The organism is Rhodanobacteraceae bacterium, from assembly GCA_016713135.1.
Classification (GTDB): domain Bacteria; phylum Pseudomonadota; class Gammaproteobacteria; order Xanthomonadales; family SZUA-5; genus JADKFD01.
On sequence record JADJPR010000010.1, the window covers coordinates 169,153 to 191,432 of the forward strand.

Genomic DNA, 22,280 nt, shown 5'->3' on the forward strand with positions numbered 1-22,280 from the left:
GCATCCTCAGGCGACGCACACCCGGTTGCGCCCGCTGCGCTTGGCTTCGAACAGTGCCGCGTCGGCGCGCGCCAGCAAGTCCGCGGGAGTGTCGCTCGCGGTGGCGCACCCGCTCCACACGCCGGCGCTGATCGTGACCGTCTGCTGCGCATTGCCCAGTACACGCGCCGGCAGAGCCTCGACCACGGTGCGCATGCGCTCGGCCATTGCCTGCGTGGTCGCGCTGTCGGCATCCACCAGCAGGCAGGCGAACTCCTCGCCGCCGTAGCGCGCCACCAGATCCTGCTGACGACAGGCGCTCTCCAGCGCCTGGGCCACCGCGCGCAGCGCGGCATCCCCAGCGAGGTGGCCATGGCGGTCGTTGTAGGCCTTGAAGTAATCGACGTCGATCACGATCACACCCAGCGGCAGGCGCTTCTCCAGCGAGCGCGCGAGCGCGCCGTCCAAGGCTTCGGTCAGGCGCCGGCGGTTGCACACGCCGGTCAGCGGATCCTGGTAGGACAACTCGGTCAGGCGCCGGTTGGCCTCCGCCAGCTCTCCGGTGCGCGCCTCCACCTGCTGCTTGAGCAGCGCCTGGCGCTGGCGCAGGTTGCGGTTGTACAGCATCACACCCAGCACCAGCAACAGTGGCGCCAGCAGCAGTCCGAACCCCTGGACCGGCAGGCGTTGCCACCAGTGCGGGTGCACCTCGAATGCGAGCAGCACGCCGCTGGTCGCCTTGCCCGCGAAGTCGCGCGCCTCGACGTGGAATTCGTAGGCGCCCGGTGGCAGGCCGGTGAAACTGCGCACGCGCTCGCCACTCCAGTCGCCCGGCGTCGTGTCGTAGCCCACCAGTTGCGTGCGGTAGCGCGTTTCGGTCTCGCGCTGCTGCGCCAGCAGGCTGTAGCGCAGCTGCAGTTCACGTGCGCCGGCTGGCACGTCCAGGCGACCGTCCGCAACCCGCGCCGGCTGGCCGTCGATGCGCACCTGGGTCAGGTAAAGCGGCTTTGCGCCGGCCGCAGAAGGCGATACCTCGATGCGCGGATCGTAGACGCTGAGCCCGCCAAGCGTGCCTACCCAGTAGCGGTCCACCGAGTCGACCAACTGGGAGTTGGTGTTGCACTCGTCATGCACGATACCGTCGCGCCGGCGGAACACGCGCTCGGACCAGCCGCTGCCCTCGGGTACCAGTTGCTGCACGCCATTGTTGGTGCAGATGTAGATGCGCCCCTGGCTGTCCGGCAAGATGGTGTAGATCGTCGGGTCCGGCGCGCTCGGCAGCGGCGGCGACTCGACCAGGCGCGGCGCGCTCGGGTCGCCGACGTCCAGGCGCACCACGCCATGCCGGTTGCTGCCGGCCCACAGCACGGTGCGTCCGTCCGATTGCAGCAGGGTGGCGGCGCGATACCCATCATCCGGCAGTCCGGTGCTGGCAGGCAGCAGGCTCCAGTGCTGGTTGCCGAAACGCAGCAGCCCGGCGCCGCTGGCGGCCCACAACCACGAGCGGCCCTGCGCGTCGATCTGCTCGCTGAGCTGGATCACCGGGGCGACGGGTCGATCGCCGAAGGGCTGGAAGCTGGTGTAGCGGCCGTCGCGCAGCCGGTGCAGCCCCGAGCGCGCGGTCGCAAACCAGTACTCGATCTCGCCCTCGTGCTCGCGCGCGATCACGCTGTAGACCAGGTTGCCGGGTACCGCCTCCCACGGGCCCGGCAGCCGCTGGAAGCTCAAGTCCTCGCGGATCTCGTGGACGCCGCCATCGTCCGTGGTCAGCAGACGCCAGGGGCGGCCATCCCTGCCCGGCAGGCGCAGGATGTGGCGGATGCCGTCGCTCGGACTGCTGCCGTCGGCGACCGTGAAGCTGCGCCATCGTCCCTGTTCGAGCAGCCGCAGCCCTTCCTTCATCGAGCCCACCCACAGGCGCTCGCCGCCGCGCCCGTCGGGTTCCAGCATCAGCCCGATAATGCCGTTCTCGCGTTGCCCGAGCAGCGAGACGGTGCGCCACTGGCTGCGTCCCAGCACCGCGCGTGCCAGCCCACCCTCGGTGGCCAGCCACAGGATGTCCGGTCCGTCTGCTCCGCGCTGCACTTCGATGTTGCGGACCGCGTCGGAAGGCAGGCCGTGGCGGCGGTCGAAGACCTGTACCTCGTCGCCGCGCAGGCGCAGCAACCCGGCGCGTGAGGCCACCCACAGCCAGCGCTCGCCGGATGGCCCGCGGGTGACGCGCATGCTGTAGACCGACTCGGTGGGCAGCTCGCCGGTGCGCGCGCGCCAGGCGCGGGTGCCGTCGTCGCGGATGCGCAAGAGGCCGGCGCCGAAGCCCAGCGCCCAGAGTTCCTCGCGCCCGCCCTCGGTGGTCGCCAGCAGCCGGACGAAGCCGAAATCGGCCAGCAGCGGATCCTCGAAGGCTTGCCATTCTCCCTGCGGCTTGCCGTCGACCATCGGGCGCCAGGCGAGGCCGCGGTCGGTGCCCAGCCACTGGCGCGGGCCGCCGAACAAGGATCGGGTGTATTCGATTTGTTGCGGCGGCGCTCCCGGGACGCCTTTCGCGGCCAGGTCCAGCGTCCAGCCGTGCGCACGGCGCACCCAGATGCCTGCTCCGTGCGCCAGTTGTGTCTGCGAGTTTCCCCGCGGATCCAGCGCGTGGTTGAAGAAGAACAGGAAGCCACCCGGATCCGCCACCGGCACCCAGTCGTCGCCGTCCAGGCGCGCCAAGCCCTCGCGCTCGAAGATCGTCCACAGGGTGCCATTGGCGTCGCGCTCCATGTCGCGCACCAGGCTGTGCGCCCAGGGGGTCGGCCACAGGGTCCAGCCGTATCCGTCGAAACGCACGAGCTGCGAGGCGGAGCCGGCCCAGACGAAGCCGCGTGCATCCACGTCCACCGCGCTCCAGATCTCGTCCGACAGCCCGTCCTGCGAGGTGTAGGCGGTGAACTGCGGCGCGCCCTGATCGGTCACGTCCAGCGGCGTGACTGCCGCCGACGCCAGGCTCCAGACGCCCGCGATCAGCCCGGCCCACGCCCTCATGCGATCGATCCCACCGAGTGCCCATCTCACGCCGCTGCCGATGGCGCCAGCATAGCCTTGCCGCCTTCTCGCCCGCGCCGTGAAATTCGTGTAGCAATGCAACCCGGATTCCGCTCCGGACTCCGCCGCCCACTGCCCAAGGAAGCGCCATGCCGTCGACCGTCAGCCTGCCCAGCCTGCCGCAGCACGCCACGCCCGCCGAGCGCGATCAGCGCCAGTTCCAGCTCTCGCTGGCGCGCACCGAATACAACTACATGCGCAGCTACCTGGAAGGCGTGCCGATGTCGGCCGATCTGCCGGACGGCGAGAAGTTCAGCCTGGACTTCGAGGCCCAGGTGCTGAAGGTGCTGCACGTGATGCTGAAGAACTTCACCGACGTGGTGATGTTGCTGCTGCGCCGGGAGCTGGAAAGCGACCTGCCGACCGACGCGGTCAAGGCGGTCGAGGAGGCCTACGCCAAGCTGGAGGACGGCTTCAGCCTGCTGCACCCGATCCGCGACATCAAAGAGTTCAAGGCCTTCCTCGAAGCTCTGGCGGCGCTGCCGAAGGCACTCGAAGGCATGATGAACCTGCCGAAGGACCTGGAGCGCATGGCCACCGGCCTGAAGACGCTGATCGAGCAGATGGTCAAGACCGGCCCCACCGAGTTCCTCAAGTCCTCGTTGTTCGACCTGCTCGACCACGACCCTGGCCGCGATTACCTGCAGGCGCAGTCGATCGCCGACTACGAAATGCTGTTCGATTCGATCGACAAGCCGCTGATGCTGACCCTGCCGCGGCAGCCCTGGATGACCTCGGACGACAAGCCCTGCCTGCAGGACTGGTTCCTGGGCTGGCTGCAGATCGCCGGTTTCAACACCACCCAGTTGCGCGGCGTGGTGGCCAGCGCCACCCCCGGCAGCCAGGCCATCGCGCTGGCGGAGCTCCAGGCCAAGCTGCCGCTGACCGATGCGATCCTGCAGTCGGTCACCGGCGACCGTTCGCTGACGCTGGATGGCGCGATTGCCGCCAATCGCCTGTATGTCTGCGATTACTCGATGCTGGCCGGCGCCTATGCCACCCCGCTGCACGGCGAGCAGCGCTACATGTGCGCGCCGATCGCAGTGTTCTACTGGAACCCGACCCCGCCGCCCGGCTATCCGCCCGGCGCTGGCGCGATGCAGCCGGTGTGCATCCAGTTGGCGCAGCAGCACGATCCGGAAGCCGCGCCGGTCTACACCCCCAACGACAGCGCCGGCGGCAACGATCCGAAGCTGCTCAAGTGGCGCATCGCCAAGTACCTGGTCAATGTGGTCAGCGCGATCCAGCACGAGGCCGTGGCGCACCTGGGCGACTGCCACCTGACGGTCGAGCCGGTGATCGTGGCCGCGCACCGCCAGCTCTCCACCCAGCACCCGCTGCTCAAGCTGTTCATCCCGCACTTCCGCTTCACCATCAACATCAACGACGACGCCATCCACAGCCTGATCGTGCCGGGTGGTGTGGTCGCCACCAACGTTGGTCCGGCCATCGAATGCACCCGCGATCTGGTCGCCAGCGCGCACCGCGCCTGGCGCTGGGACGAGAACAGCCCGGCGCGCGTGTTCGAGGTCCGCGGGGTCGACCAGTTGCCGGTGTTCCCCTTCCGCGACGACACGCGTCTGCTGTGGGCCGCCACGCGCAATTTCGTCTCTGGCTACCTGCGGGTCTACTACGCCAGCGATGCGGACGTTGCCGCGGACGAGGAACTGCAGGGCTGGGTGCGCGAACTGGTCTCGCCGCTGTATTGCGGCTTCAAGGGCCTCGGCGGACTCAGCTACGGCGACGACGGCAGCGTCAGCCTGCGCAGCCTCGACTACCTGATCGACATGGTCGCGCACATCGTTTACCTGGCCGGCCCGCAGCACGCCTCGGTCAACTACGCGCAATACCCGCTGATGTCCTACATGCCCAGTGTGGCCGGCACCATCTACAGCCCGCCGCCCACCCGCAGCACGCAGATCGCCTCGGTGGAGGATTGTGTGAAATGGTACCCGCCGCTGGACGTGGCGCTGTACACCTTCTCCTTCGAGTACCTGCTGAGCGGGGTCCAGTATGACACCTTCGGCCACTACGAGCACAACCCGCGCGACCCGTACTTCACCGATCCGCGGGTGCAGCCGCTGGTGGCCGAGTTCCAGAGCGAACTGGCACTGATCGAGATCGAGATCCGCAAGCGCAACGCCGCGCGCCCGGTGCCCTATCTCTACCAGGTGCCGTCGATGATCCCGAACAGCATCAGCATCTGAGCTGGAGACGGGAGCAGTTGCCGTCGGAAACCGCGTGGGGCGCGCATCGCAATCGCTGCGGTGGCGCGCCGCGCGCGCTGACGGGTCCACCAGGCCTCGCCTGTGCTGGTCCACGGGCGGGTGCCTGCCTTCTCCTGCCGGGGACGCATGATGACGACTGATCTCGCAGCCGTACTGGCCGACCTGCAATTGCATGCCAGCCCCACCTACCGCGAGGGCCTGAAGCGCTTCGGCATCCCAACCGAGCGTGCCATCGGCGTGTCGATGGTGGACCTGAAGGCGATCGCCCGGCCCTTGCGCAAGCGTCATGACCTGGCGCTCGCGCTCTGGCAGGAGGGCTTCTACGAGGCGCGCCTGCTGGCGGCGCTGGTCGACGATCCGGGGCAGGTGGACGTCGCGCAGATGCAGGCGTGGGCGGCCGGCTTCGACAACTGGGGGGTCTGCGATACCGCCTGTTTCGCCTTGTTCGATCGCACTCCGGCGGCCTGGGAGATGGTCGATGCCTGGGCGTGCCGCGAGGAAGAGTTCGTGCGGCGCGCGGCCTTCGCGCTGCTCGCCAGCCTGACCGTGCACGACAAGCGCGCGCCCGACGGCGCGTTTCTGCAGCGGCTCCCGCTGATCGACGCGGCGGCCGGCGACAACCGCATTTACGTCAAGAAGGCGGTCAACTGGGCATTGCGCTCCATCGGCAAGCGCAACGCCGTGCTGCACGCCGCAGCCGTGGAACTCGCGCAGCGTTGCGCCGCGCGCACCGAAACGCCGGCGCGCTGGATCGGCAAGGACGCCTTGCGTGAGCTGCGCCACCCCAAGGTCATCGAGCGCGTGGAGCGCAAACCGGTTCGCCGGTGACGCTACCCTTTGGTCGCTCGCACCGCCAAGCCGCGCGCTTCCGGATCGCGCGCCGCGGGTCTTTCTGGTAACCGTCGGTCCACCCTGGCTCTCCCGCCCTACTCACTGTCGTGCAGGCGGGCTGCGGCGCGCGCTGCGCGCATCAGCGCCACCCGTCGCTGCGCGCGCTGCGGCGCGCTGCGGGCCAGCGCGGCCCAGGTGTCCGCGGGCAGCGAAATGGCGTCCGTGTCCCAGTCCCCGGCGCCCAGCGTGGCCAGGATCGCCAGCTTGCCGGCGAGCGGACTCGCCGGGTGGAATTGCGCCTGGTGGCCGAGCGCCGGGTCGGGGTGGTCGATCAGCCATTGCACGGCCTGCGCAGTGCTGTGCGGGTGCAGTGCGGCCTCGCGCAGCCTGGGCGACGACGATTTCGCCAGTGCCAGCCAGAATTCGCCTTCCGGCAGGCCGGCGGTTGCGGCCAGGTCGGCCTGCAATTGCGCGTCATCGTCGTACCAGCGGGCGAGCGCGCGCGTCAGCTGCGCGCGGTTGGCGTGCGCCTGCAGCATCAGGGTCAGAGCCCAGTCCGAGCTGAAGCCCAGGCGCTGGTCCAGTTGCGCGATCACCGTGGGCGGCAAGATGCGCAAGTGGAAGAAGCTGTTCTGGAACGAGCCATCGTCCGGCCGGATGCCGATCTCCAGGATCAGCGCCAGCGTGTCCTCGATGGCTGCCGCGGCCAGCGCATCGTTCTGCAGCAGCGTGTCCAGGGTGCCGGCCGGGCTCTCGCGCATCTGCACGATCCGCTCGGCGATTTCCCGCGCACTCGCGCGCGAGGCCGCCTGGCGCTCGGCGCGGATCCAGTCGGCGGCGCGGCGGACCAGCAGGCGCTGCAGGTTCACCGGCAGCAGCGGGTTTTTCGCCAGCGACTCCGCCAGCGGTTCCATCTGCGGCACCGTGAGCCGGCCGGCCAGCAGTTGCAGCACCGGCGCGCTGCGCGTGTGCTGCGCAATCCGCAGCAGATCCAGCCGCGGCGGCCGGCGCGCCGCGATATCGTCGAGCGCGGCGTCCAGTTCCGCGGCCAGGCGCGTGGCGTGCGCACGCGGGTCCAGGCTCAGCCATGCGGCGGTGCGGATGCCCGCCATTGCCTGGGCACGGGCCCCGCCGCCTTTCACCTCGATCGCCAGCCAGCGCATCGCCAGCGCATCGTGCTGCGAGACGGTCAGCTTGCCCGGTGCCGCACCCAGCGCCTGGTCGAGTATCTGGTCGGCCAACGTGCGCTGTCCGTCCGTGCTCAGCTGCGGCCACAGCGTCTCGATCTGCGCGGTGTCCAGCGGGGTGTAGACCATCGCCTCGCGAACCTCCGCCACTGCATCCCGCAGGCGCGCGTCGATCGCCTCGGCGCCGGGTTCCCAGCCGAATCCGGTTTCCCAGCCATGCAGCCGCCACAGGCGCTCGCGCACGCCAGGGTCCGGATCGTCCTGCAAGCGCTCCAGCACCGCGTCGGCCAACTGCTCGCGAGAGGCCACCCGCAGGCGCACCTCGGCGTCCTGCGCGGCGGCCAGCGCCGCGACCATCGCCTCCGGGGTCTGGGGATTCTCCGCCAGGCTGCGCTGCAACGCGGGCGACAGCGTCAGTGGATCGCGCGCGGCCATGCGCTCTGGCGCGTGTCGCCCCAGCCAACGGTCCACCTGGCCATCGCCCAGCTGCGCCAGCGCCGCCATCACCGCCGCCGGCCGACCCGGCACCGAGGCGATCAGCTGCGCCAGCAGCGGATCCTCCTGCAGCAGCTCCAACTGTTCGGCCTGCGTGACCTCGGTGGCCAGCGCGCGCAAGGCCTTCCCGGCCAGACCCTCGGGCCCCGGCTGCTCGCGGAACACGGGCTCGCCGCTGCGCATGCGCGCGCGCAGCCAGCCCTCGTCCACCCGCAGCTCCCACAGCTCGGCGTCCGCCGCGGCGTCCAGGTGCTCCGGCGCGGTGTAGGCCTCGGGCAACAGGTGGCGCAGGGCCAGCGCGCGCTGCCCGTCGCTGGCGTCATCGGTCAGCGCAAGCGCGATATCGCCTGCCGGATAGTCGCTGCTCTTGTCGGAGATCAGCAGCAGCCGAGTGTCCACCGGGCCGCGCACTTCGAAGGTGTAGTCGTTGTAGACCGCCATCAGCACGCCGGGCACGCGCAATCGGCCGCCCACCCACAGTGCGCCCCAGCTGTACACCTGCGCTGCATCCATGTCGCCTTCCACCACCAGCACGCCCGGGCCGCCGACGTAGTCGTCGTACATGCCCTGCACGCGCAGCGATCCGCGCACCACCACGATGTCGCCGTTGTCGAAATGGCCACGAACCGTGAGGTCCCCGTCGTGGATCAGCACCCGCTCCGCCTGCTCCAGGTTGTAGACCATCTGGGTGTGCTTGAGCCGGCCGCGGACCGCGGCAATCTCCTCGGCCGTGGCCACGCGCAGCGGCAGATCATCCGCCTGCAGGCGGGGCGCATCCGGAAAGGGCAATTCGGTCGTCATGAACAAAGTCCACAGGCAAAGGCAAGGCGTGAGCATCGGTTCCTCCTGATCCTCGGGAACGCAATAACGGCCGGGAACGGACAAGCGCACGGATCCACGCGGACGCTGGCGATCGCCAGCCGTTCGCGTCAGGATTGCCCCAGGCGCACCGGAGCAAGGCCGCGATGAAGCTGGAATCCACCCTGGGCCACGCCATCAGCCAGTTCTGCGCGAACGGCTTTGCAGATCCCGCCCAAAACCACTGCGCCCATTTTGTCGGCCATGTGCTCGCGGTCGACACCGGCTACGACTGCCGTACCCACACCGGCAAGGCGGGGCAGGGCGCCTGCCTGCGCGTGCACGAACTGTTCGCCCACTGCCCGCGCGTCGGCTATTTCGAGGACGCCCTCCTGGCGTCTGCGTGTCCGTGCGCGGTGCGCAAGGCGGCATAGCCAATCAAAACGCCCCTGTCGATCCAGCAAAAGCCGCGAAAGCGGCTTTTTTCTGTTGTGCGGAATGCGGCCTACTCGCGGGTTTCCTTGAACGCCAGCCACTCTTCCCAGGCGTTTTCGGAATCGATGTCGGTGTAACCGCGCGATTTCTCGATGGCGCGCTGCGCAGACTTCGGCATCACCATGGCATTGGCCTCATCGGTGGCCGAGAGCACTTCCGCTTCCGTCAGTGGCGAGCCCTTCTCGTTCTCGAGGTAAGCGAGTACCGCGACCAGCGCGGGCACGTGGACGATCACCAACTCGTCTTCGTTCACCTCTTTCTCCTTCCCGGCCGGGGCTGTCGCGCCTCCGCTGCGTGAGTCGGCGGGGTCTGCGCCAGCCGCCATGGCCCAGGGACTGCCGGTGATGAGCAGAGCGCAGAGGAACAGGTAACCCAGCAAGGCCATCGGTCGACTCCATTCAAGCCAGGACCGGAAACGCCGGATCGCGACGACCCGCACGCGGCTTCCCGATTCCTCCTGCCCGCGACTTCTTCCCGTCGGCCGCGGGAAAGAGATCGCCGACAGCGTCTGTTCTTGAATGACGTGCTCTAACCGATTGAATCGACGAGCTTTCACCGGTGCTTGATGGCGCCCCCGGCGACAACCGGTCTACGTGAGAACGCTGGCGCCGGCCGGGCCGACGCTCGCCTCACGCAGTCCTCGCGCGCTCAGGGCCCTCGAGCCAGCGGACCAGATCGTCCGGCTGATCGAGATCGAATGCCAGCTCCGGTGCGTCCACCACCTGGCATTCACGGCAGTCCCGCAGCAGACGGCGGGCACCCTGGTCGCCGTTCAGGCTGGCCAGCGACGCGCGCCAGGCGGCGGGGAATACCGCCGGTACACCTGCAATGCCGGCATATCCGCTGGCGACGGGATGGCCGGGGTCGATACGCCAGCGCGACAGCAGCTGGCGCAGGTGGTCGGCTCTCAGCGCGGGCTGGTCCACGCCCAGGACCAACAGACCACCGGGTGCCGCGGCGCCGGCGCCGGCGGCCAGGCTGGCGCCCATGCCCGAGGCCCAGTCCGGGACCACCAGGCAGCGCAACGGCAGGCCGCAGAGGGCGTCGCGGCAGCGGTCGGCTTCGGCGCCCAGCGTCACCAGCAACTCGCTCGGCTCGCTGGCCAGAGCCTCCAGGGCGAGGTGCCGGATCAGGGCACGCCGGCGATCTGCACCAGTTGCTTCGGCTGGCCCAGGCGTCGCGATGCGCCGGCCGCGAGCAGCAGTGCCGCGTGCGTCAGCTCAGCCATGCGCGAACTGCTGGGTCAGCCTGGCGGCGATCGCCATTGCCACCGCCTCCGGTCCATGTGCGCCCAGCGGCAGCCCAACGGGCGCCTGTAGCCGTGATCCCAGCTGCCCGCGGGTCGCGTCGTCCAGTTCCGCGAGCAATTCGTCGCGTCGCGCCGGGGGGCCGAGCAGACCGACCAAGGGCAGGGACGACCCCGCCAGCAGTTCCAGGCAGCGCTTGTCCTCGTCGAACAGGTGGGTGGCGCACAGCGCCGCGTCATAACAATCGATTTCGAGCCGGGCCAGGGCCTCGGCGGGGCGGGATTCGATGCATCGATCCGCAGCCGCGAGGCGGCCATCGGCGTGGTAGCGCAAGCGATGCTCGATCACATCGACGCGCCAGCCGAGCGTGCGTGCGAGTGCGAGCAGCGGCGGGGCTTCCGGGCCACCGCCGAGCAGCAGCACGCGTGGTGGCGGCGGGATGCGCACCCACTGCTCGGCTGCATGCTCATGGATCAGCGGACGCACGCCGGTGCAGTCGACCCACAGGCTGCGGTGCTGCGCATCCGCCGCTGCCAGCGCGGTCAGCAGGGGGTGCGGCGCGGGCGCGGGCCACAGCAGTACTTCGGACGCGCCACGGCAGCCACTCTGCGAGCCGAACCAGCGGTCGTCGTCGCCGCGGGTGTCGTACTGCCGGCGCTGGCAGTCTCCGCTCGCGAGTGCGACCTGCGCATCAACGACCAGTTCCGCTTCCAGGCACCCGCCGCTGATGCAACCGGCGACGAGGCCGTCCGCATCGATCAACGCCAGGGCGCCGGCCTTGCGATAGCTGGATCCCTGGGTGGCGATCACCAGGGCCACGGTCGCCGCCCGTGGGCGCGCCGCCCAGGCTTCGAGCAAATGACGCAGCGTGTGCTGGCGGGGATAGCTGTGCACGGAGGCTCCGCAGGACTGCCGCCGAGCATAGCGGCCGCGCGAGGAGCAAGGCGAAGAGCAAAGATCGCGGGCGGAGCCCGCTCCCACGAGAGCGAGAAGGCGGAGAGCGAAGATCGCGGGCGGAGCCCGCTCCCGCGAGAGCGGGAAGGCGAAGAGCAAAGATCGCGGGCGGAGCCCGCTCCCACGAGAGCGAGAAGGCGGAGAGCAAAGATCGCGGGCGGAGCCCGCTCTCACCGAACATCCGATAACTCATTGATCTGAAGAGCAGTTTGTCCGCAAAGGACGCGAAGGACGCAAAGAAGAGCGGAAACCGCTTTCGCTTCCTTTGCGTTCTTTGCGTCCTTTGCGGACAAGAAGAGTGGCGCGGGTCGCGAAGAAGTTCGATGCGCGAATAAGCGCACCGGCAGGGGCGACCGGGACTCTCACCGAACATGTCGCAAAGCATTGACTTAGATAAGGTAAATTCGGAGGGCACGAGGGCACGCAAAGGCGCTCCTTCGCACCGAACCGGCTCTTGCGTGCCCTCGTGCCCTCGTGGCCTCGTGCCCTCCAGTTCGACGCGCGAACAAGCGCACCGCCACGGGCGACCGGGACTCTCACAACAGCGCCAAGCGTCAGCGACCATCGCGGGCACCGGCCAACTGCCAACCCGTTGGCAATCCTACGGTCAACCGCCCCCCTCCCCGCGCGTTAAAGGTCAGCAAGCCGGGCAATCCTGCCCGAGTCCACGAGGACCCCAATGAAGACCCACTACTTGGTAATGGCCCTGACGCTGTTGGCAGCCGCGAGCGCCCACGCCGGCACCCCGCGCGTCGACGCCCGGCAGGAGAACCAGGAAGCGCGCATCGACCAGGGCATCGCCACCGGCGAGCTGACACAGCGCGAAGCCAATCGCCTGGAAGCGCGCCAGCAACATATCGACAATGTCGAGGATCGCGCGCTGGCCGATGGCGTGGTCACGCGCCGCGAGAAGATCCGCCTGGAGGTCAAGCAGGATCGCAACAGCCGCGCCATCGCCCGGCAGAAGCATGACCGGCAGGATCGTTGGTGATCGGATCGCGAGGAGCTTGGCTCGCGTAGGCCGGAGTGCCGCATCGCGGCTCTCCGGCGCTCTGCCCGTGAGTCGCCGCGCGCGTCGACGGGCACAGAGACAGTCCAGCGCGTTGCCGGTGAGGCGCTTCGCGCCACACCGGCCTACGCATCGTCGCCAGACGCCAACGTTGTGGCCTCAGAAATCCTGCTCGTAGCGCACGTATGGCGTGCGGCTGAAGGCATCGGCTTCGTTGGCCTCGGCCACCGGCGAATTGCCCAGCCGCGGCGGATCCCCGCTGCTGAACAGGTTACGCGCGCCCACCGAGATAATGCCGGACCAGGGCGTCCGCCAGCTGACGCCAAGGTCCATGCTCGACCACCAGGGGCTGACGCTTTCCATGCCCTTGCGGATCATCTGGGTGGCCATGTCGGCGCTGAAATCGCCATAGGCCAGGCTGAATTGGACACGCCCGATGTCCGGGCTGTTCTCCAGCCGCGGTAGCCGCGACATTGCCATCGCCACGCCGATGCGGGATTGCTCGGACAGCGACAACTCGCTGCCCAGGGTGAAAGTCTGCGCTGGCTCGCGGGCAACAGAGGCCAACGGCGCCATCGGCAGCGAAGGCTGCGGCATGCCGACCGTGGCGGCCGGCCCGAGCGAACCAGGCAGGACCCAGATCGCCGGGCTTTCGCTGTAGCCCACGGTGAAACTGGCCTTGCCCACGCTGAGGGAGCCGGACACGCCGATGGCGGACTGCCCGCTTTGCGCCGCAAAACTCTCGCAGGCATCCGACTTCAGCGGCGCCAGCGGCGCCTGCATCAGGCTGCGGCAGGGGACGAAGTCGGTCACCGTGACCGCCGCCCCGAGGCCGATTTCCTCGGTCAGGCGCCATTGCGCCGTCGGCGAGACCGAGAAAGTTTCGTCGCCACCGACGTTTCCGCGGACCTGCGCCACGCCGAGCATGACGCTGCCCGCCGGTTCCGGCAGGAAGGGATTGGCGAGCAGCGAACCATCATTGTCGCCGAGCACGAACACCGGCACCCAGGTGCTGCCGTCCGCCTGCGGCCAGGGCGACGGGCGCGACTGGTCGTGGATCAGCACGGGCAGCGACGCTTGCGCGCCGTCGCCAACTTGCGCCCACACGGAGGTCGGTGCCAAGGCGGTTGCGATGGCGATGGCTGCATGCATCGATTTCAGTGCGGGCATCGGGGCTGCCTCGTCTTTTTCTCTCTGACCAGTCTCGGCCGGGGTGGTTCCCACAGTGCGCCGGTCTGGTCATTCATTTTGGGCCAACGATAGCAGAATCCAAGTCCCGCCAGTTGGTTTCAACGACTTACTGCGGTCGTTCCGGAGGATTGCCGGGTGCCGGCGGGTGGAACAACTGTTCGATCTCGACCGGATCGAAGCGGTAGGTCATGCCGCAGAACTCGCAGACGACCTCGGCGTGACCCAGGTCATGGGCTGCGGCGAAGGCCTCGTCGCGGCCAATCCGGCGCAGCACGTCGGCGACCTTCTCGCGCGAGCAGCGGCAGCGCACGTGCAGCGGCAGCGGGTGGCGGTCGATGCGCTGGGTGTCGTGAAACAGTCGGTGCAGCAGGACTTCGCTGGGCGTGCCGACCAGTTCCTCGGGGCCGACGGTGCCGAGCAGGTGATCAACGCGGTTCCAGCCATCGGCGTCCACCTGCCCATGCCCGCCCTCGTCGGGCAGGCGCTGCAGCAGCAGCCCCGCAGCGTGTTGTCCGTCGCCCGCCAGCAGCAGGCGGGTAGGCAACTGTTCGCTCTGCGCGAAGTAGCCTTCCAGCGCTTCGCCCAGCGTCTCGCCGGCATGCGGCACGATGCCCTGGTAGCGCTCGCCGCGCTGCCAGGGCTCCAGCGTGATCGCCAGCAGGGCACCGGCGGAAGCCGCGGCAAAGCCATGTTCGAAATCGACCGCACCCTCACGCGGCCGCGCGATGCCGCGCACATCGCCCTCGCTGGTGCACTCCACGTACATCAGTTCCAGGTCCGCGCCACCCTGCAACTGCAGCGACAGCCGTCCGTTGAACTTGATCCCGGTGATCAGCAAGGCCGATGCGCACAAGGCCTCGCCCAGCCAGCGACCCACGGCCGGCGCGTAGGGCTGGTGGCTCAGGACTTCGCGGTACCCGGCGGATAGCCGCACCGCGGCGCCGCGGACACCGAGTTCGGGGAGGACGAAGGCGTGGAGGAGTAGGTCCATGGAGCGGGTTGTGGGTTCTGGGTTGAGGGTTGTGGGCGGCAGAAGCTGGTGTGAGGGTTGCGGGCGCTGGCCTCGCTGCCCACAACCCACAACTCACAACCCACAACCGGCCCATGCAGCGACTGGAAGGCGCCGCTCCGAGGCGAAGTCGATAGCCCCTTACCCCGCCTTGCGCGCCGCCTGCTTGCGATCGTTCTCGGTCAGCAGCTTCTTGCGCAGGCGGATCGCGTGCGGAGTCACTTCGACCAGTTCGTCGTCCTCGATGAACTCCAGCGCCTGCTCCAGCGAGAACTTCACCGGCGGCGTCAGCATCAGGTTGTCGTCCTTGCCGGCGGCGCGGAAGTTGGTCAGCTGCTTGGCGCGCAGGGCGTTGACCACCAGGTCATTGTCCTTGGCGTGGATGCCGACGATCTGGCCTTCGTAGATCTCCGCGCCTTCCGGGATCAGCAGGCGGCCGCGCTCCTGCATCGCGTACTGGGCGTAGGCGGGCGAGGAACCGGTGCCGTTGCTGATCATCACGCCGTTCGGGCGCTTGGCGATGGCGCCCTTGACCACCGGGCCGTAGTGCTCGAAGGTGTGGAACATCAGGCCGGTGCCGGCGGTCAGCGTGCGGAACTCGGTCTGGAAGCCGATCAGGCCGCGCGAGGGGATCATGAACTCCAGGCGCGTGCGGCCCTTGCCGTCCGGTTCCATGTTGCGGATCTCGGCGCGGCGGGTACCCAGGCGCTCCATCACGCCGCCCTGGTACTGCTCTTCCAGGTCGATCACCAGGAGTTCGTACGGCTCCATCATCTGGCCGTCGATCTCCTTGACGATGACCTCCGGGCGCGAGACGGCCAGTTCATAGCCCTCGCGACGCATGGTCTCGATCAGGATCGACAGATGCAGCTCGCCGCGGCCGGAGACGCGGAACTTGTCGGCATCGTCGGTCTCGTCCACCCGCATCGCCACGTTGTGCATCAGCTCGCGCTTGAGGCGGTCGCGGATCTGGCGGCTGGTCAGGAACTTGCCGTCCTTGCCGGCAAACGGCGAGGAATTGACGCAGAAGAACATGCTGATCGTCGGTTCGTCGACGGTCAGCGCCGGCAGCGCCTCCGGCTGGTCCGGCGAGCAGATGGTGTCGGAGATGCCGATGCCCTCGACGCCAGTGATCGCGATGATGTCGCCGGCCTGGGCCTCGGGCACTTCATGGCGCTCCAGGCCCATGAATCCGAGCACCTGCAGGATGCGGCCCTGGCGCTTCTTGCCTTCGCGGTCGACCACCACCACCGGCATGTTGGTGCGCGCCTTGCCACGCTGCACCCGGCCGATGCCGATGATGCCGACGTAGCTGGAGTAGTCGAGCTGGCTGATCTGCATCTGGAACGGGCCGTCGGCGTCCACCCGCGGGGCGTGCACGCGGTCGACCACGGTCTGGAACAGCGGGTCCATGTTGCCTTCGCGCGCGTCGTGCGTGAGGCTGGCATAGCCGTTCAGCGCCGAGGCGTAGACCACCGGGAAGTCGAGCTGCTCTTCGGTGGCGCCGAGGCGGTCGAACAGATCGAACACCTGGTTGACCACCCAGTCCGGGCGTGCGCCCGGGCGGTCGATCTTGTTGACCACGACGATCGGGTTCAGGCCGCGCTGGAAGGCCTTCTGGGTCACGAAGCGCGTCTGCGGCATCGGGCCGTCGAGGGCGTCGACCACCAGCAGCACCGAGTCGACCATCGACAGCACGCGCTCGACTTCACCGCCGAAGTCGGCGTGGCCCGGGGTGTCGACGATGTTGATGCGCCAGTCGCCCCAACGGATCGCACAGTTCTTGGACAGGATCGTGATGCCACGTTCCTTTTCGATGTCGTTGCTGTCCATCACGCGGTCCGGGATCACCGCGCGCTCGCTCAGGGTGCCGGACTGCTTCAGCAGCTGGTCCACGAGCGTGGTCTTGCCGTGGTCGACGTGGGCGATGATGGCGATGTTGCGCAGCTTTTCGATCATGGGAACTCAAGTCACAGCCGGAGCGGGCAACGCGCATCGCGCGACGCCAGGTTGGCAGTTGGGCAGGAAAGACGGGCGCGGAGTATAGCCGGATGGCAACCGAGCCTGGCGTCAGGTTGTTGGCGGGGGTTCACTCGCCGGCCAGCGTTGCGTGAGTCGCCGGTTCAGCCCATGTGGACGAGCTTGCGGCGCTCGCGGATCGCCTGAGTCGGATACCGATGGATCGGTGCGATCAGGCAGCGGATCACGCGCCTCCCGCATGCGACGCGTCAACCAGCGGGCGCTCGCGGAACCAGAAGCTGAGCACGCGCTTCTCGCCGGCGAGCACCGGCATGCCGGCATGGCGCATGGCAGGATCGGGGCGCCCGTCGCGCAGGTTTCCGAAGACAAGCAGGCGATTGCGCGCGGCTGGCAGCTCGAGGCCCAGGCCGGGAAAGGCGGTGGACCCGCCCGTCACATCCTCGTTGAGGTACAGCAGCGCAGTGGTGATGCGTTGATTCAGCGGTTGGCGGCCGGCATCACTCGTTTGCGCCAGTGGATCGTGTTCTAGGCAGTCATGGTGCAGCCGGTACTCACCGCCCACACGGTAGCGAAGCAAGTTGACCGGCTCGCAACAACGCCAGTCGCAAGCTGCGGTTTCCGCTACCGCCCGGAGTACTGCGGCGGCGACAGGATCCAGCATCTGCCAATCGAGAACCGCCTGATCGCCGCGCCGGACGGGGTGAATCCGCCGTTGCCCGGTCAATGGATCGATCACATGCGCAGGTCGCAGCAGCGGCTGCGACAGTTTGTCGAGCCAACTCAAAGTCGACTCCGGCAGGAAACGGGAATACGCATGCACCTGGATCGTCTCGCCGGCGGGCCGCTCCGGTCGAGTGCGGCTCGTGCTGCGAAATTCGCGAATGGTGCTCAGCTCCTGCACCATCGCGCGATATCCGGCATCGGCGCGAAGCAGGTCGATGGCTTCGGCGAGCGCTGCGTCGGTGTCCGATGCGCGCAGGATCCGGATCGTTGCCAGGACCTGAGCCGAATTCGCCACATGTGCGCGGACTGCCGCCTGTGCGCGCTGCTCGGCGGCCGCCAACTGTCCGCCCTGCATCAGCGCCACCAACTCCAGTTGCGCTGCCGGCAGCAGCGCCTCGGACAGGCCGGCGTCGGCTGCGAGACCGGCCCAGAGCCGCGCCGAAGCGAGATCGTTGCGCTCGAAGAAGAACTTCGAAACCGCCAATTGGGCAGGAGGGTCTCCGCTTCGGGCACGCTCCAGCGCTGCGCTGATTGTCAGGGTCATGCGAGCCCACGCTACCTCGACTCGCAACATGATGCCATGTTGCATGGCCGGGACCACGCAGGAGCAGCAACCCGCCTCGCCGGCACGCCGCGACCGATGTACCCGCTGAACGCGCGGCGCGCGTGCAGCGGGCCAAGAGTCAGGCCAGCGCCGATCCCAGCGTCGCTTCCACCGCGCGCACCACCTCGCCCGATTCGACCAAGGCGATGGCGGCGGCGATGTCCGGCGCGAGCAGGCGGTCGTGGGCCATGAAGGCGATGCCGCGGGTGCGCACCAGATCGAGCACGCTGGCGCTGGCCGCGGCGGGGCGCACGTCCTTGAGCTGCTTCAAGTCGGTCTGCAGGCGCTTGACGTCCTCGGCCAGGGCCACGCTTTCCTCGCTGGTCACCTGCGACAGGTTGCGCAGCTTGGAGCGCAGCGCCTGCACGCCGAGGCTGGTCGCCAGGCTGTAGCTGGCACCCAGGATCTGCAGACGGAACTCCAGCGCCTGGGTGCCCACCAGCAGTTCCAGCGCGAGCACCTTTTCCAGGTCGCCGATCATCTCCAGCACATGACGCGCCTCGGTGGTGCCCATCGAGACGTGGTCTTCGGCGTTGGCGCTGGTCGGGACCGAGTAGACCGTCGCCGGGTGCGCCTTGGTCGCCAGTTCGTTGACCAGCGCCGCAGCGGTGTACTGCACGATCATGTGGCCGGAATCGGTGCCGTCCTCGTTGCCGATCAGGAATGGCGGCAGTCCGTCGTTGGTGGCCGGGTCGACCAGCTTGGCCAGGCGCCGCTCGCTGATCGAGGCCAGCACCGGGATTGCGCACTTGAGCTGGGTCAGCGCCAGCGCGATCGGCATGCCGTGGAAATTGCCGGCGGACACCACCGAATCCTGGTCGTCTTCCACCTCGGGGAAGATCAGCGGGTTGTCGGTGACCGAGTTCAGCTCGATCTCGACGATCTCGCGCACCCGCGCCAGGGTGTCCTTGACCGCGCCGTGCACCTGCGGCACGCAGCGCAGGGAATAGGCGTCTTGCGGCTGCACCTTCTTGCCGCCGCGGAAAGGCAGGTTGCGGGTGTAGTGGCGCGAGCGCGCGCCGCGCTCGCTCTTGGGTACGTAATCCCAGCGCACGTCGAAGGTGCGCCGCTCGCCCTCGGCGCCGGCCCAGGCCTTCGCGCTCCACGGCGCAAAGCGCGGTACGCGGTGGTACGGGATGTCGACCAGCCTGCTGCCGTCGATCAGCCTGCGGATGTTCGCAGCCGCGGCGATCTGGCCGGGATGCGGACGCAGATCGTGCACGCGCTCGTCGAAGGCCGCCGAGCGGCCGCAGAAGGCCTCCAGCGCCAGCGCTGCGTTGATGTCGGCCATGCGCGACAGCTCGCTCAGGCGGCCGAGCGCCAGGATTGCCGAGGCGAGCATTTGCCCGGTGCCGTTGTTCAGCGCCAGGCCTTCCTTGAACGACAGCGTCAGCGGCTTGAGGCCGGCGCGCGCCAGCGCCTCGGCGGCGGGCACACGCACGCCGTTCTCGAACACCTCGCCCTCGCCGATCACCGCCAACGCCAGGTGCGAGAGCGGCGCAAGGTCGCCACTGGCGCCCACCGAGCCCTTCTCCGGCACCACCGGGATCAGGTCCAGCCGGAGCAAATCGCGCAGCCGTTCGAGGGTCACCACGCGCACGCCGGAATGGCCCTGCAGCAGGGTGTTGATGCGGATCGCCAGCATCGCGCGCACCATCGGCAGCGGCAGCGGATCGCCTACGCAGACCGCATGGCTGATGATCAGATTGCGCTGCAGCTCGGCAACGATCGGCAGGTCTTCGGAACCTTCGCGCTCGCGCCGGCGCACATTTTCCAGCAGGCGGTCGGCATTCGAGCCGAAGCCGGTGGTGACGCCGTAGATCGGCTCGCCGCGCTTCAGTTCTCTTCGCGAGGAAGTCGGCCGACAGGTGCACGCGCTTGAGCGCGGTCTTCGACAGCCGCACCGGGCGGCGGTGCAGGGCGATGTCGAGCACCGACTCGATGCTGAGGCGGCGGCCGTCGAGGTCGATCGGGCGCGGAGCGGGCGCGGCGGCTGCGTTCACGCCTGGGCTTCCTTCACGCCACCGCGGCGGCGCAGCTCGCCGAGCGCCTCGGCCTGCTCGATTTCCACCCGCAGCGCCTTGATCAGTTCGCCGCGCGGCACCTCGAACTGTTCTTCCTTGGCCAGGTCCTTGACCATCACCACCGACTTGGCGACTTCGTTCTCGCCGACGATCACGGCGAAGCGGATGCCCGCCTTGCTGGCGTACTTGAGCTGCTTGCCGAGCTTGCCCGAATCCAGCACCAGCTCGGTGTTGATGCCCGCGGTGCGCAGCTGGGTGGCGATGTCCAGGTACACCGGCATCAGGCCCGGATCCATCTGCGTGACCAGCACGGTCACGGTGCTCTCCGCGGTGCCGATCAGGCCCGCCTCGCGCAGCTGGTAGTACAGGCGCGTGGCGCCGATCGAGATGCCGACACCCGGCAGGCGCGACCTGGTGTAGTGACTGGCGAGGTTTTCGTAGCGCCCGCCGGAGCACACCGAACCGATCTGCGGGTGGTCGGTCAGGATCGTCTCGTAGACCGTGCCGGTGTAGTAATCCAGCCCGCGCGCGATCGAGAAATTCAGCGCGTAATTCGCCTCCGGCACGCCGAAGCCCTTGACCAGGCGCAGCACCTCGGTCAGTTCCTCGATACCGGCTTCCAGCTGCGCGTTGCCGCCGCCGATCGCGCCCAGCATGTCCAGCGCCTGCGCGTGGCTGGTCGAACGCAGCGCGACGAACGCGAGGATCTCGTCGACCCGTTCCGCGGCCAGGTTGAAGCCTTCGCCGGTGAGTGTGCGGCGCACGTAATCGGCGCCGCGCTTGTCCAGCTTGTCCACCTCGCGCAGCACCAGGGTCTGCTGCTCTGCGTCAGCCACGCCGGCGCGTTCGAAGAAGCCGCGCATCAGCTTGCGGTTGTTGAGCTGGATGGTGAACGGGCCGACGGCGAGTTCACGGAACACGCTGGCGATCACGGCGACCACTTCGGCGTCGTAGCGGATCGACAGCTCGTCCTTGCCGATGATGTCGATATCGCACTGGTAGAACTCGCGGAAACGCCCGCGTTGCGCGCTCTCGCCGCGATAGACCCGCTGCATCTGGTAGCGGCGGAAGGGGAAGGACAGCGCGTGCTCGTGCTCGGCGACGTAGCGCGCCAGCGGCACGGTCAGGTCGAAGCGCAGCGCCAGTTCCGGCGCATCGCCCTGCTTGAGGCTGCCGGTGGACTGGACGAAGTACACCTGGCGCTCGGTCTCGCCGCCGCTCTTGGTCAGCAGCACATCGCTCAGTTCGAACACCGGGGTTTCCACCGGCAGGAAGCCGAAGCGCTCGTAGTTGCGCCGGATCGTGTCCAGCATGTCCTGGAAGGCGATCTGGTCCAGCGGCAGGAGTTCCATCGTGCCGGCGGGCGTGCGGGGCTTCACAATGCTCATCGTTTGCCAATGCAGGAAAGCGAGGCCGCGTAGGCTACACCGGCAGGGGCGGAACGGGGGCTCGGCGGGTAGACTCGGCCGCTGGCGCGCATCTGGGGACAGGCATGCACAGGACATGGGCCGGGCTGATTCTGATCGCTTGCTGGCATGCGACGCCGCTGCTTGCGGTCGACCTGAACCAGCAGGGGGTAGGCACGGGATTGATCTACAAATGCCGCAGCGCCTCGGGCGCGGACGTCTACAGCGACAAGCCCTGCGCGGCCAAGGCCGACATGCAGGAGATGAACATTGCACCGGCGCCGCTGCCGGATATCGCCGACATCGGGCCGCTCTGCGACAGCGAGGATGGTGCGCGACTGGACCTCTCCGGGCTCAATCGGGCAACCCTGTCCGCATTGCCTGCCGGGCAGCGCCAGAGCGTCAACGATGCACTCGCCGACTACGCCCGCTGGGGCTCGCGCGAAGGCGCGCGCTGGGGCCGCGGCAAGGACGATGCGCTGCATCTGTGCCTGCCAACCTTCGCCAACGAGATCGTGGAGTTCATCGCCACCCAGGACGGCAAGCTGATCCAGGTGCGCGGCGGCATGGTCGCCTACCGCAATGACCCGGACACGCCGGCCGCGCTGCTGGAGCGCTGCGCGCAGACCTTCAACCAGTGCCTGCAGGCGCCCGGCGCCAGCGCCGACACCTGCGTCACCCAGGTGCCCACCTGCGCCACTGCCGAGCCCTGGAAAGGCGGCCGCAACTGCTGCCCGCTGCAGTGCAAGGAGAGCTACCAGACCCGCCGCGCCAGCGGACTGTCCGGCGAGAGCGCCTTCCTTTCCGCCTTGTACGAGACGCCGAGCTGCGTGCCGGGGCTGGAGTTGGTTCGCTGAAGCGGCTGCGGTGGGGATCGGGGGTGGTTGGGCGGGGGCGGGGGGTTGTCGGTTGGGGCCAGGCGAGGGGGTGGGGTGGTTGTTGGGTGTTTTGTTGGCAGCAACAGCGGCGCCGGAGGAGCGGCGCCAGGACACCGCGGCTGCCGACGACCTGCGCTCCCGCGGCGCCGCTTGGCTTC

The 22,280-nt window shown here is 68.6% G+C and carries 15 protein-coding genes and 1 pseudogene; 5 read left to right on the forward strand and 11 right to left on the reverse strand.

Going from position 1 to position 22,280, the window contains the following annotated elements; genetic code table 11:
• Positions 1-6: 6 nt before the first annotated feature.
• Positions 7-3,003 (reverse strand): diguanylate cyclase, encoded by a 2,997-nt coding sequence (locus tag IPK27_10745; protein ID MBK8068079.1) that lies wholly within the window; start codon positions 3,001-3,003, stop codon positions 7-9.
• Positions 3,004-3,152: 149 nt separating this feature from the next.
• Here IPK27_10745 and IPK27_10750 point away from each other — a divergent pair, with 149 nt between their 5' ends.
• The gene (locus IPK27_10750; GenBank protein ID MBK8068080.1) at positions 3,153-5,270 is read left to right on the forward strand and encodes an arachidonate 15-lipoxygenase; all 2,118 of its coding nucleotides are present in this window, start codon (positions 3,153-3,155) and stop codon (positions 5,268-5,270) included.
• A gap of 150 nt (positions 5,271-5,420) precedes the next feature.
• Positions 5,421-6,119: a DNA alkylation repair protein gene (locus tag IPK27_10755; GenBank protein MBK8068081.1), complete on the forward strand. Its 699-nt coding sequence runs from the start codon at positions 5,421-5,423 to the stop codon at positions 6,117-6,119.
• A 98-nt stretch (positions 6,120-6,217) separates the two neighbouring features.
• Here the strand turns inward: IPK27_10755 and IPK27_10760 are convergent, their stop codons facing one another.
• Positions 6,218-8,605 (reverse strand): hypothetical protein, encoded by a 2,388-nt coding sequence (locus tag IPK27_10760; protein ID MBK8068082.1) that lies wholly within the window; start codon positions 8,603-8,605, stop codon positions 6,218-6,220.
• 164 nt (positions 8,606-8,769) lie between these two features.
• On the opposite strand from IPK27_10760, the gene IPK27_10765 reads away from it, so the two are divergent.
• Positions 8,770-9,036 (forward strand): hypothetical protein, encoded by a 267-nt coding sequence (locus IPK27_10765; protein ID MBK8068083.1) that lies wholly within the window; start codon positions 8,770-8,772, stop codon positions 9,034-9,036.
• A 71-nt stretch (positions 9,037-9,107) separates the two neighbouring features.
• On the opposite strand, the gene IPK27_10770 is transcribed toward IPK27_10765, so the two are convergent.
• The 3 genes from IPK27_10770 to IPK27_10780 form a co-directional block, all read right to left on the reverse strand.
• On the reverse strand, positions 9,108-9,350 hold the full coding sequence (locus IPK27_10770) for a hypothetical protein (GenBank protein MBK8068084.1): 243 nt from the start codon (positions 9,348-9,350) through the stop codon (positions 9,108-9,110).
• Positions 9,351-9,726: 376 nt separating this feature from the next.
• Positions 9,727-10,281: an NTP transferase domain-containing protein gene (locus IPK27_10775; protein ID MBK8068085.1), complete on the reverse strand. Its 555-nt coding sequence runs from the start codon at positions 10,279-10,281 to the stop codon at positions 9,727-9,729.
• Positions 10,282-10,317: 36 nt separating this feature from the next.
• Positions 10,318-11,238 (reverse strand): XdhC family protein, encoded by a 921-nt coding sequence (locus IPK27_10780; GenBank protein MBK8068086.1) that lies wholly within the window; start codon positions 11,236-11,238, stop codon positions 10,318-10,320.
• A gap of 739 nt (positions 11,239-11,977) precedes the next feature.
• Here IPK27_10780 and IPK27_10785 point away from each other — a divergent pair.
• The gene (locus IPK27_10785; protein ID MBK8068087.1) at positions 11,978-12,289 is read left to right on the forward strand and encodes a hypothetical protein; all 312 of its coding nucleotides are present in this window, start codon (positions 11,978-11,980) and stop codon (positions 12,287-12,289) included.
• Positions 12,290-12,466: 177 nt separating this feature from the next.
• On the opposite strand, the gene IPK27_10790 is transcribed toward IPK27_10785, so the two are convergent.
• From IPK27_10790 to IPK27_10815, 6 genes and pseudogenes are all read right to left on the reverse strand, one after another.
• Complete coding sequence (locus IPK27_10790) at positions 12,467-13,477, reverse strand: hypothetical protein (GenBank protein ID MBK8068088.1); 1,011 nt, start codon at positions 13,475-13,477, stop codon at positions 12,467-12,469.
• Positions 13,478-13,604: 127 nt separating this feature from the next.
• A complete protein-coding gene (locus tag IPK27_10795) occupies positions 13,605-14,489 on the reverse strand; it encodes an Hsp33 family molecular chaperone HslO (protein ID MBK8068089.1) in 885 nt (294 codons plus the stop codon).
• Between the two features lie 159 nt (positions 14,490-14,648).
• Complete coding sequence (typA, locus tag IPK27_10800) at positions 14,649-16,466, reverse strand: translational GTPase TypA (protein ID MBK8068090.1); 1,818 nt, start codon at positions 16,464-16,466, stop codon at positions 14,649-14,651.
• Positions 16,467-16,710: 244 nt separating this feature from the next.
• A complete protein-coding gene (locus IPK27_10805; GenBank protein ID MBK8068091.1) occupies positions 16,711-17,784 on the reverse strand; it encodes a 2OG-Fe(II) oxygenase in 1,074 nt (357 codons plus the stop codon).
• A 109-nt stretch (positions 17,785-17,893) separates the two neighbouring features.
• Positions 17,894-19,784, reverse strand: a pseudogene (locus IPK27_10810) (aromatic amino acid lyase).
• A 29-nt stretch (positions 19,785-19,813) separates the two neighbouring features.
• Positions 19,814-21,226 (reverse strand): histidine--tRNA ligase, encoded by a 1,413-nt coding sequence (locus tag IPK27_10815; GenBank protein ID MBK8068092.1) that lies wholly within the window; start codon positions 21,224-21,226, stop codon positions 19,814-19,816.
• 104 nt (positions 21,227-21,330) lie between these two features.
• On the opposite strand from IPK27_10815, the gene IPK27_10820 reads away from it, so the two are divergent.
• Positions 21,331-22,101, forward strand: a complete 771-nt coding sequence (locus tag IPK27_10820; GenBank protein ID MBK8068093.1) for a hypothetical protein — start codon at positions 21,331-21,333, stop codon at positions 22,099-22,101.
• Positions 22,102-22,280: the final 179 nt, after the last annotated feature.

What these genes read in the sequence shown, in the direction of transcription:
- IPK27_10745 (MBK8068079.1), bottom strand. Translation starts at nt 3,003, where the DNA reads ATGAGGGCGTGGGCCGGGCTGATCGCGGGCGTCTGGAGCCTGGCGTCG.
- IPK27_10750 (MBK8068080.1), top strand. Translation starts at nt 3,153, where the DNA reads ATGCCGTCGACCGTCAGCCTGCCCAGCCTGCCGCAGCACGCCACGCCC.
- IPK27_10755 (MBK8068081.1), top strand. Translation starts at nt 5,421, where the DNA reads ATGACGACTGATCTCGCAGCCGTACTGGCCGACCTGCAATTGCATGCC.
- IPK27_10760 (MBK8068082.1), bottom strand. Translation starts at nt 8,605, where the DNA reads ATGACGACCGAATTGCCCTTTCCGGATGCGCCCCGCCTGCAGGCGGAT.
- IPK27_10765 (MBK8068083.1), top strand. Translation starts at nt 8,770, where the DNA reads ATGAAGCTGGAATCCACCCTGGGCCACGCCATCAGCCAGTTCTGCGCG.
- IPK27_10785 (MBK8068087.1), top strand. Translation starts at nt 11,978, where the DNA reads ATGAAGACCCACTACTTGGTAATGGCCCTGACGCTGTTGGCAGCCGCG.
- IPK27_10790 (MBK8068088.1), bottom strand. Translation starts at nt 13,477, where the DNA reads ATGCCCGCACTGAAATCGATGCATGCAGCCATCGCCATCGCAACCGCC.
- IPK27_10795 (MBK8068089.1), bottom strand. Translation starts at nt 14,489, where the DNA reads ATGGACCTACTCCTCCACGCCTTCGTCCTCCCCGAACTCGGTGTCCGC.
- typA (MBK8068090.1), bottom strand. Translation starts at nt 16,466, where the DNA reads ATGATCGAAAAGCTGCGCAACATCGCCATCATCGCCCACGTCGACCAC.
- IPK27_10805 (MBK8068091.1), bottom strand. Translation starts at nt 17,784, where the DNA reads ATGTTGCGAGTCGAGGTAGCGTGGGCTCGCATGACCCTGACAATCAGC.
- IPK27_10815 (MBK8068092.1), bottom strand. Translation starts at nt 21,226, where the DNA reads ATGAGCATTGTGAAGCCCCGCACGCCCGCCGGCACGATGGAACTCCTG.
- IPK27_10820 (MBK8068093.1), top strand. Translation starts at nt 21,331, where the DNA reads ATGCACAGGACATGGGCCGGGCTGATTCTGATCGCTTGCTGGCATGCG.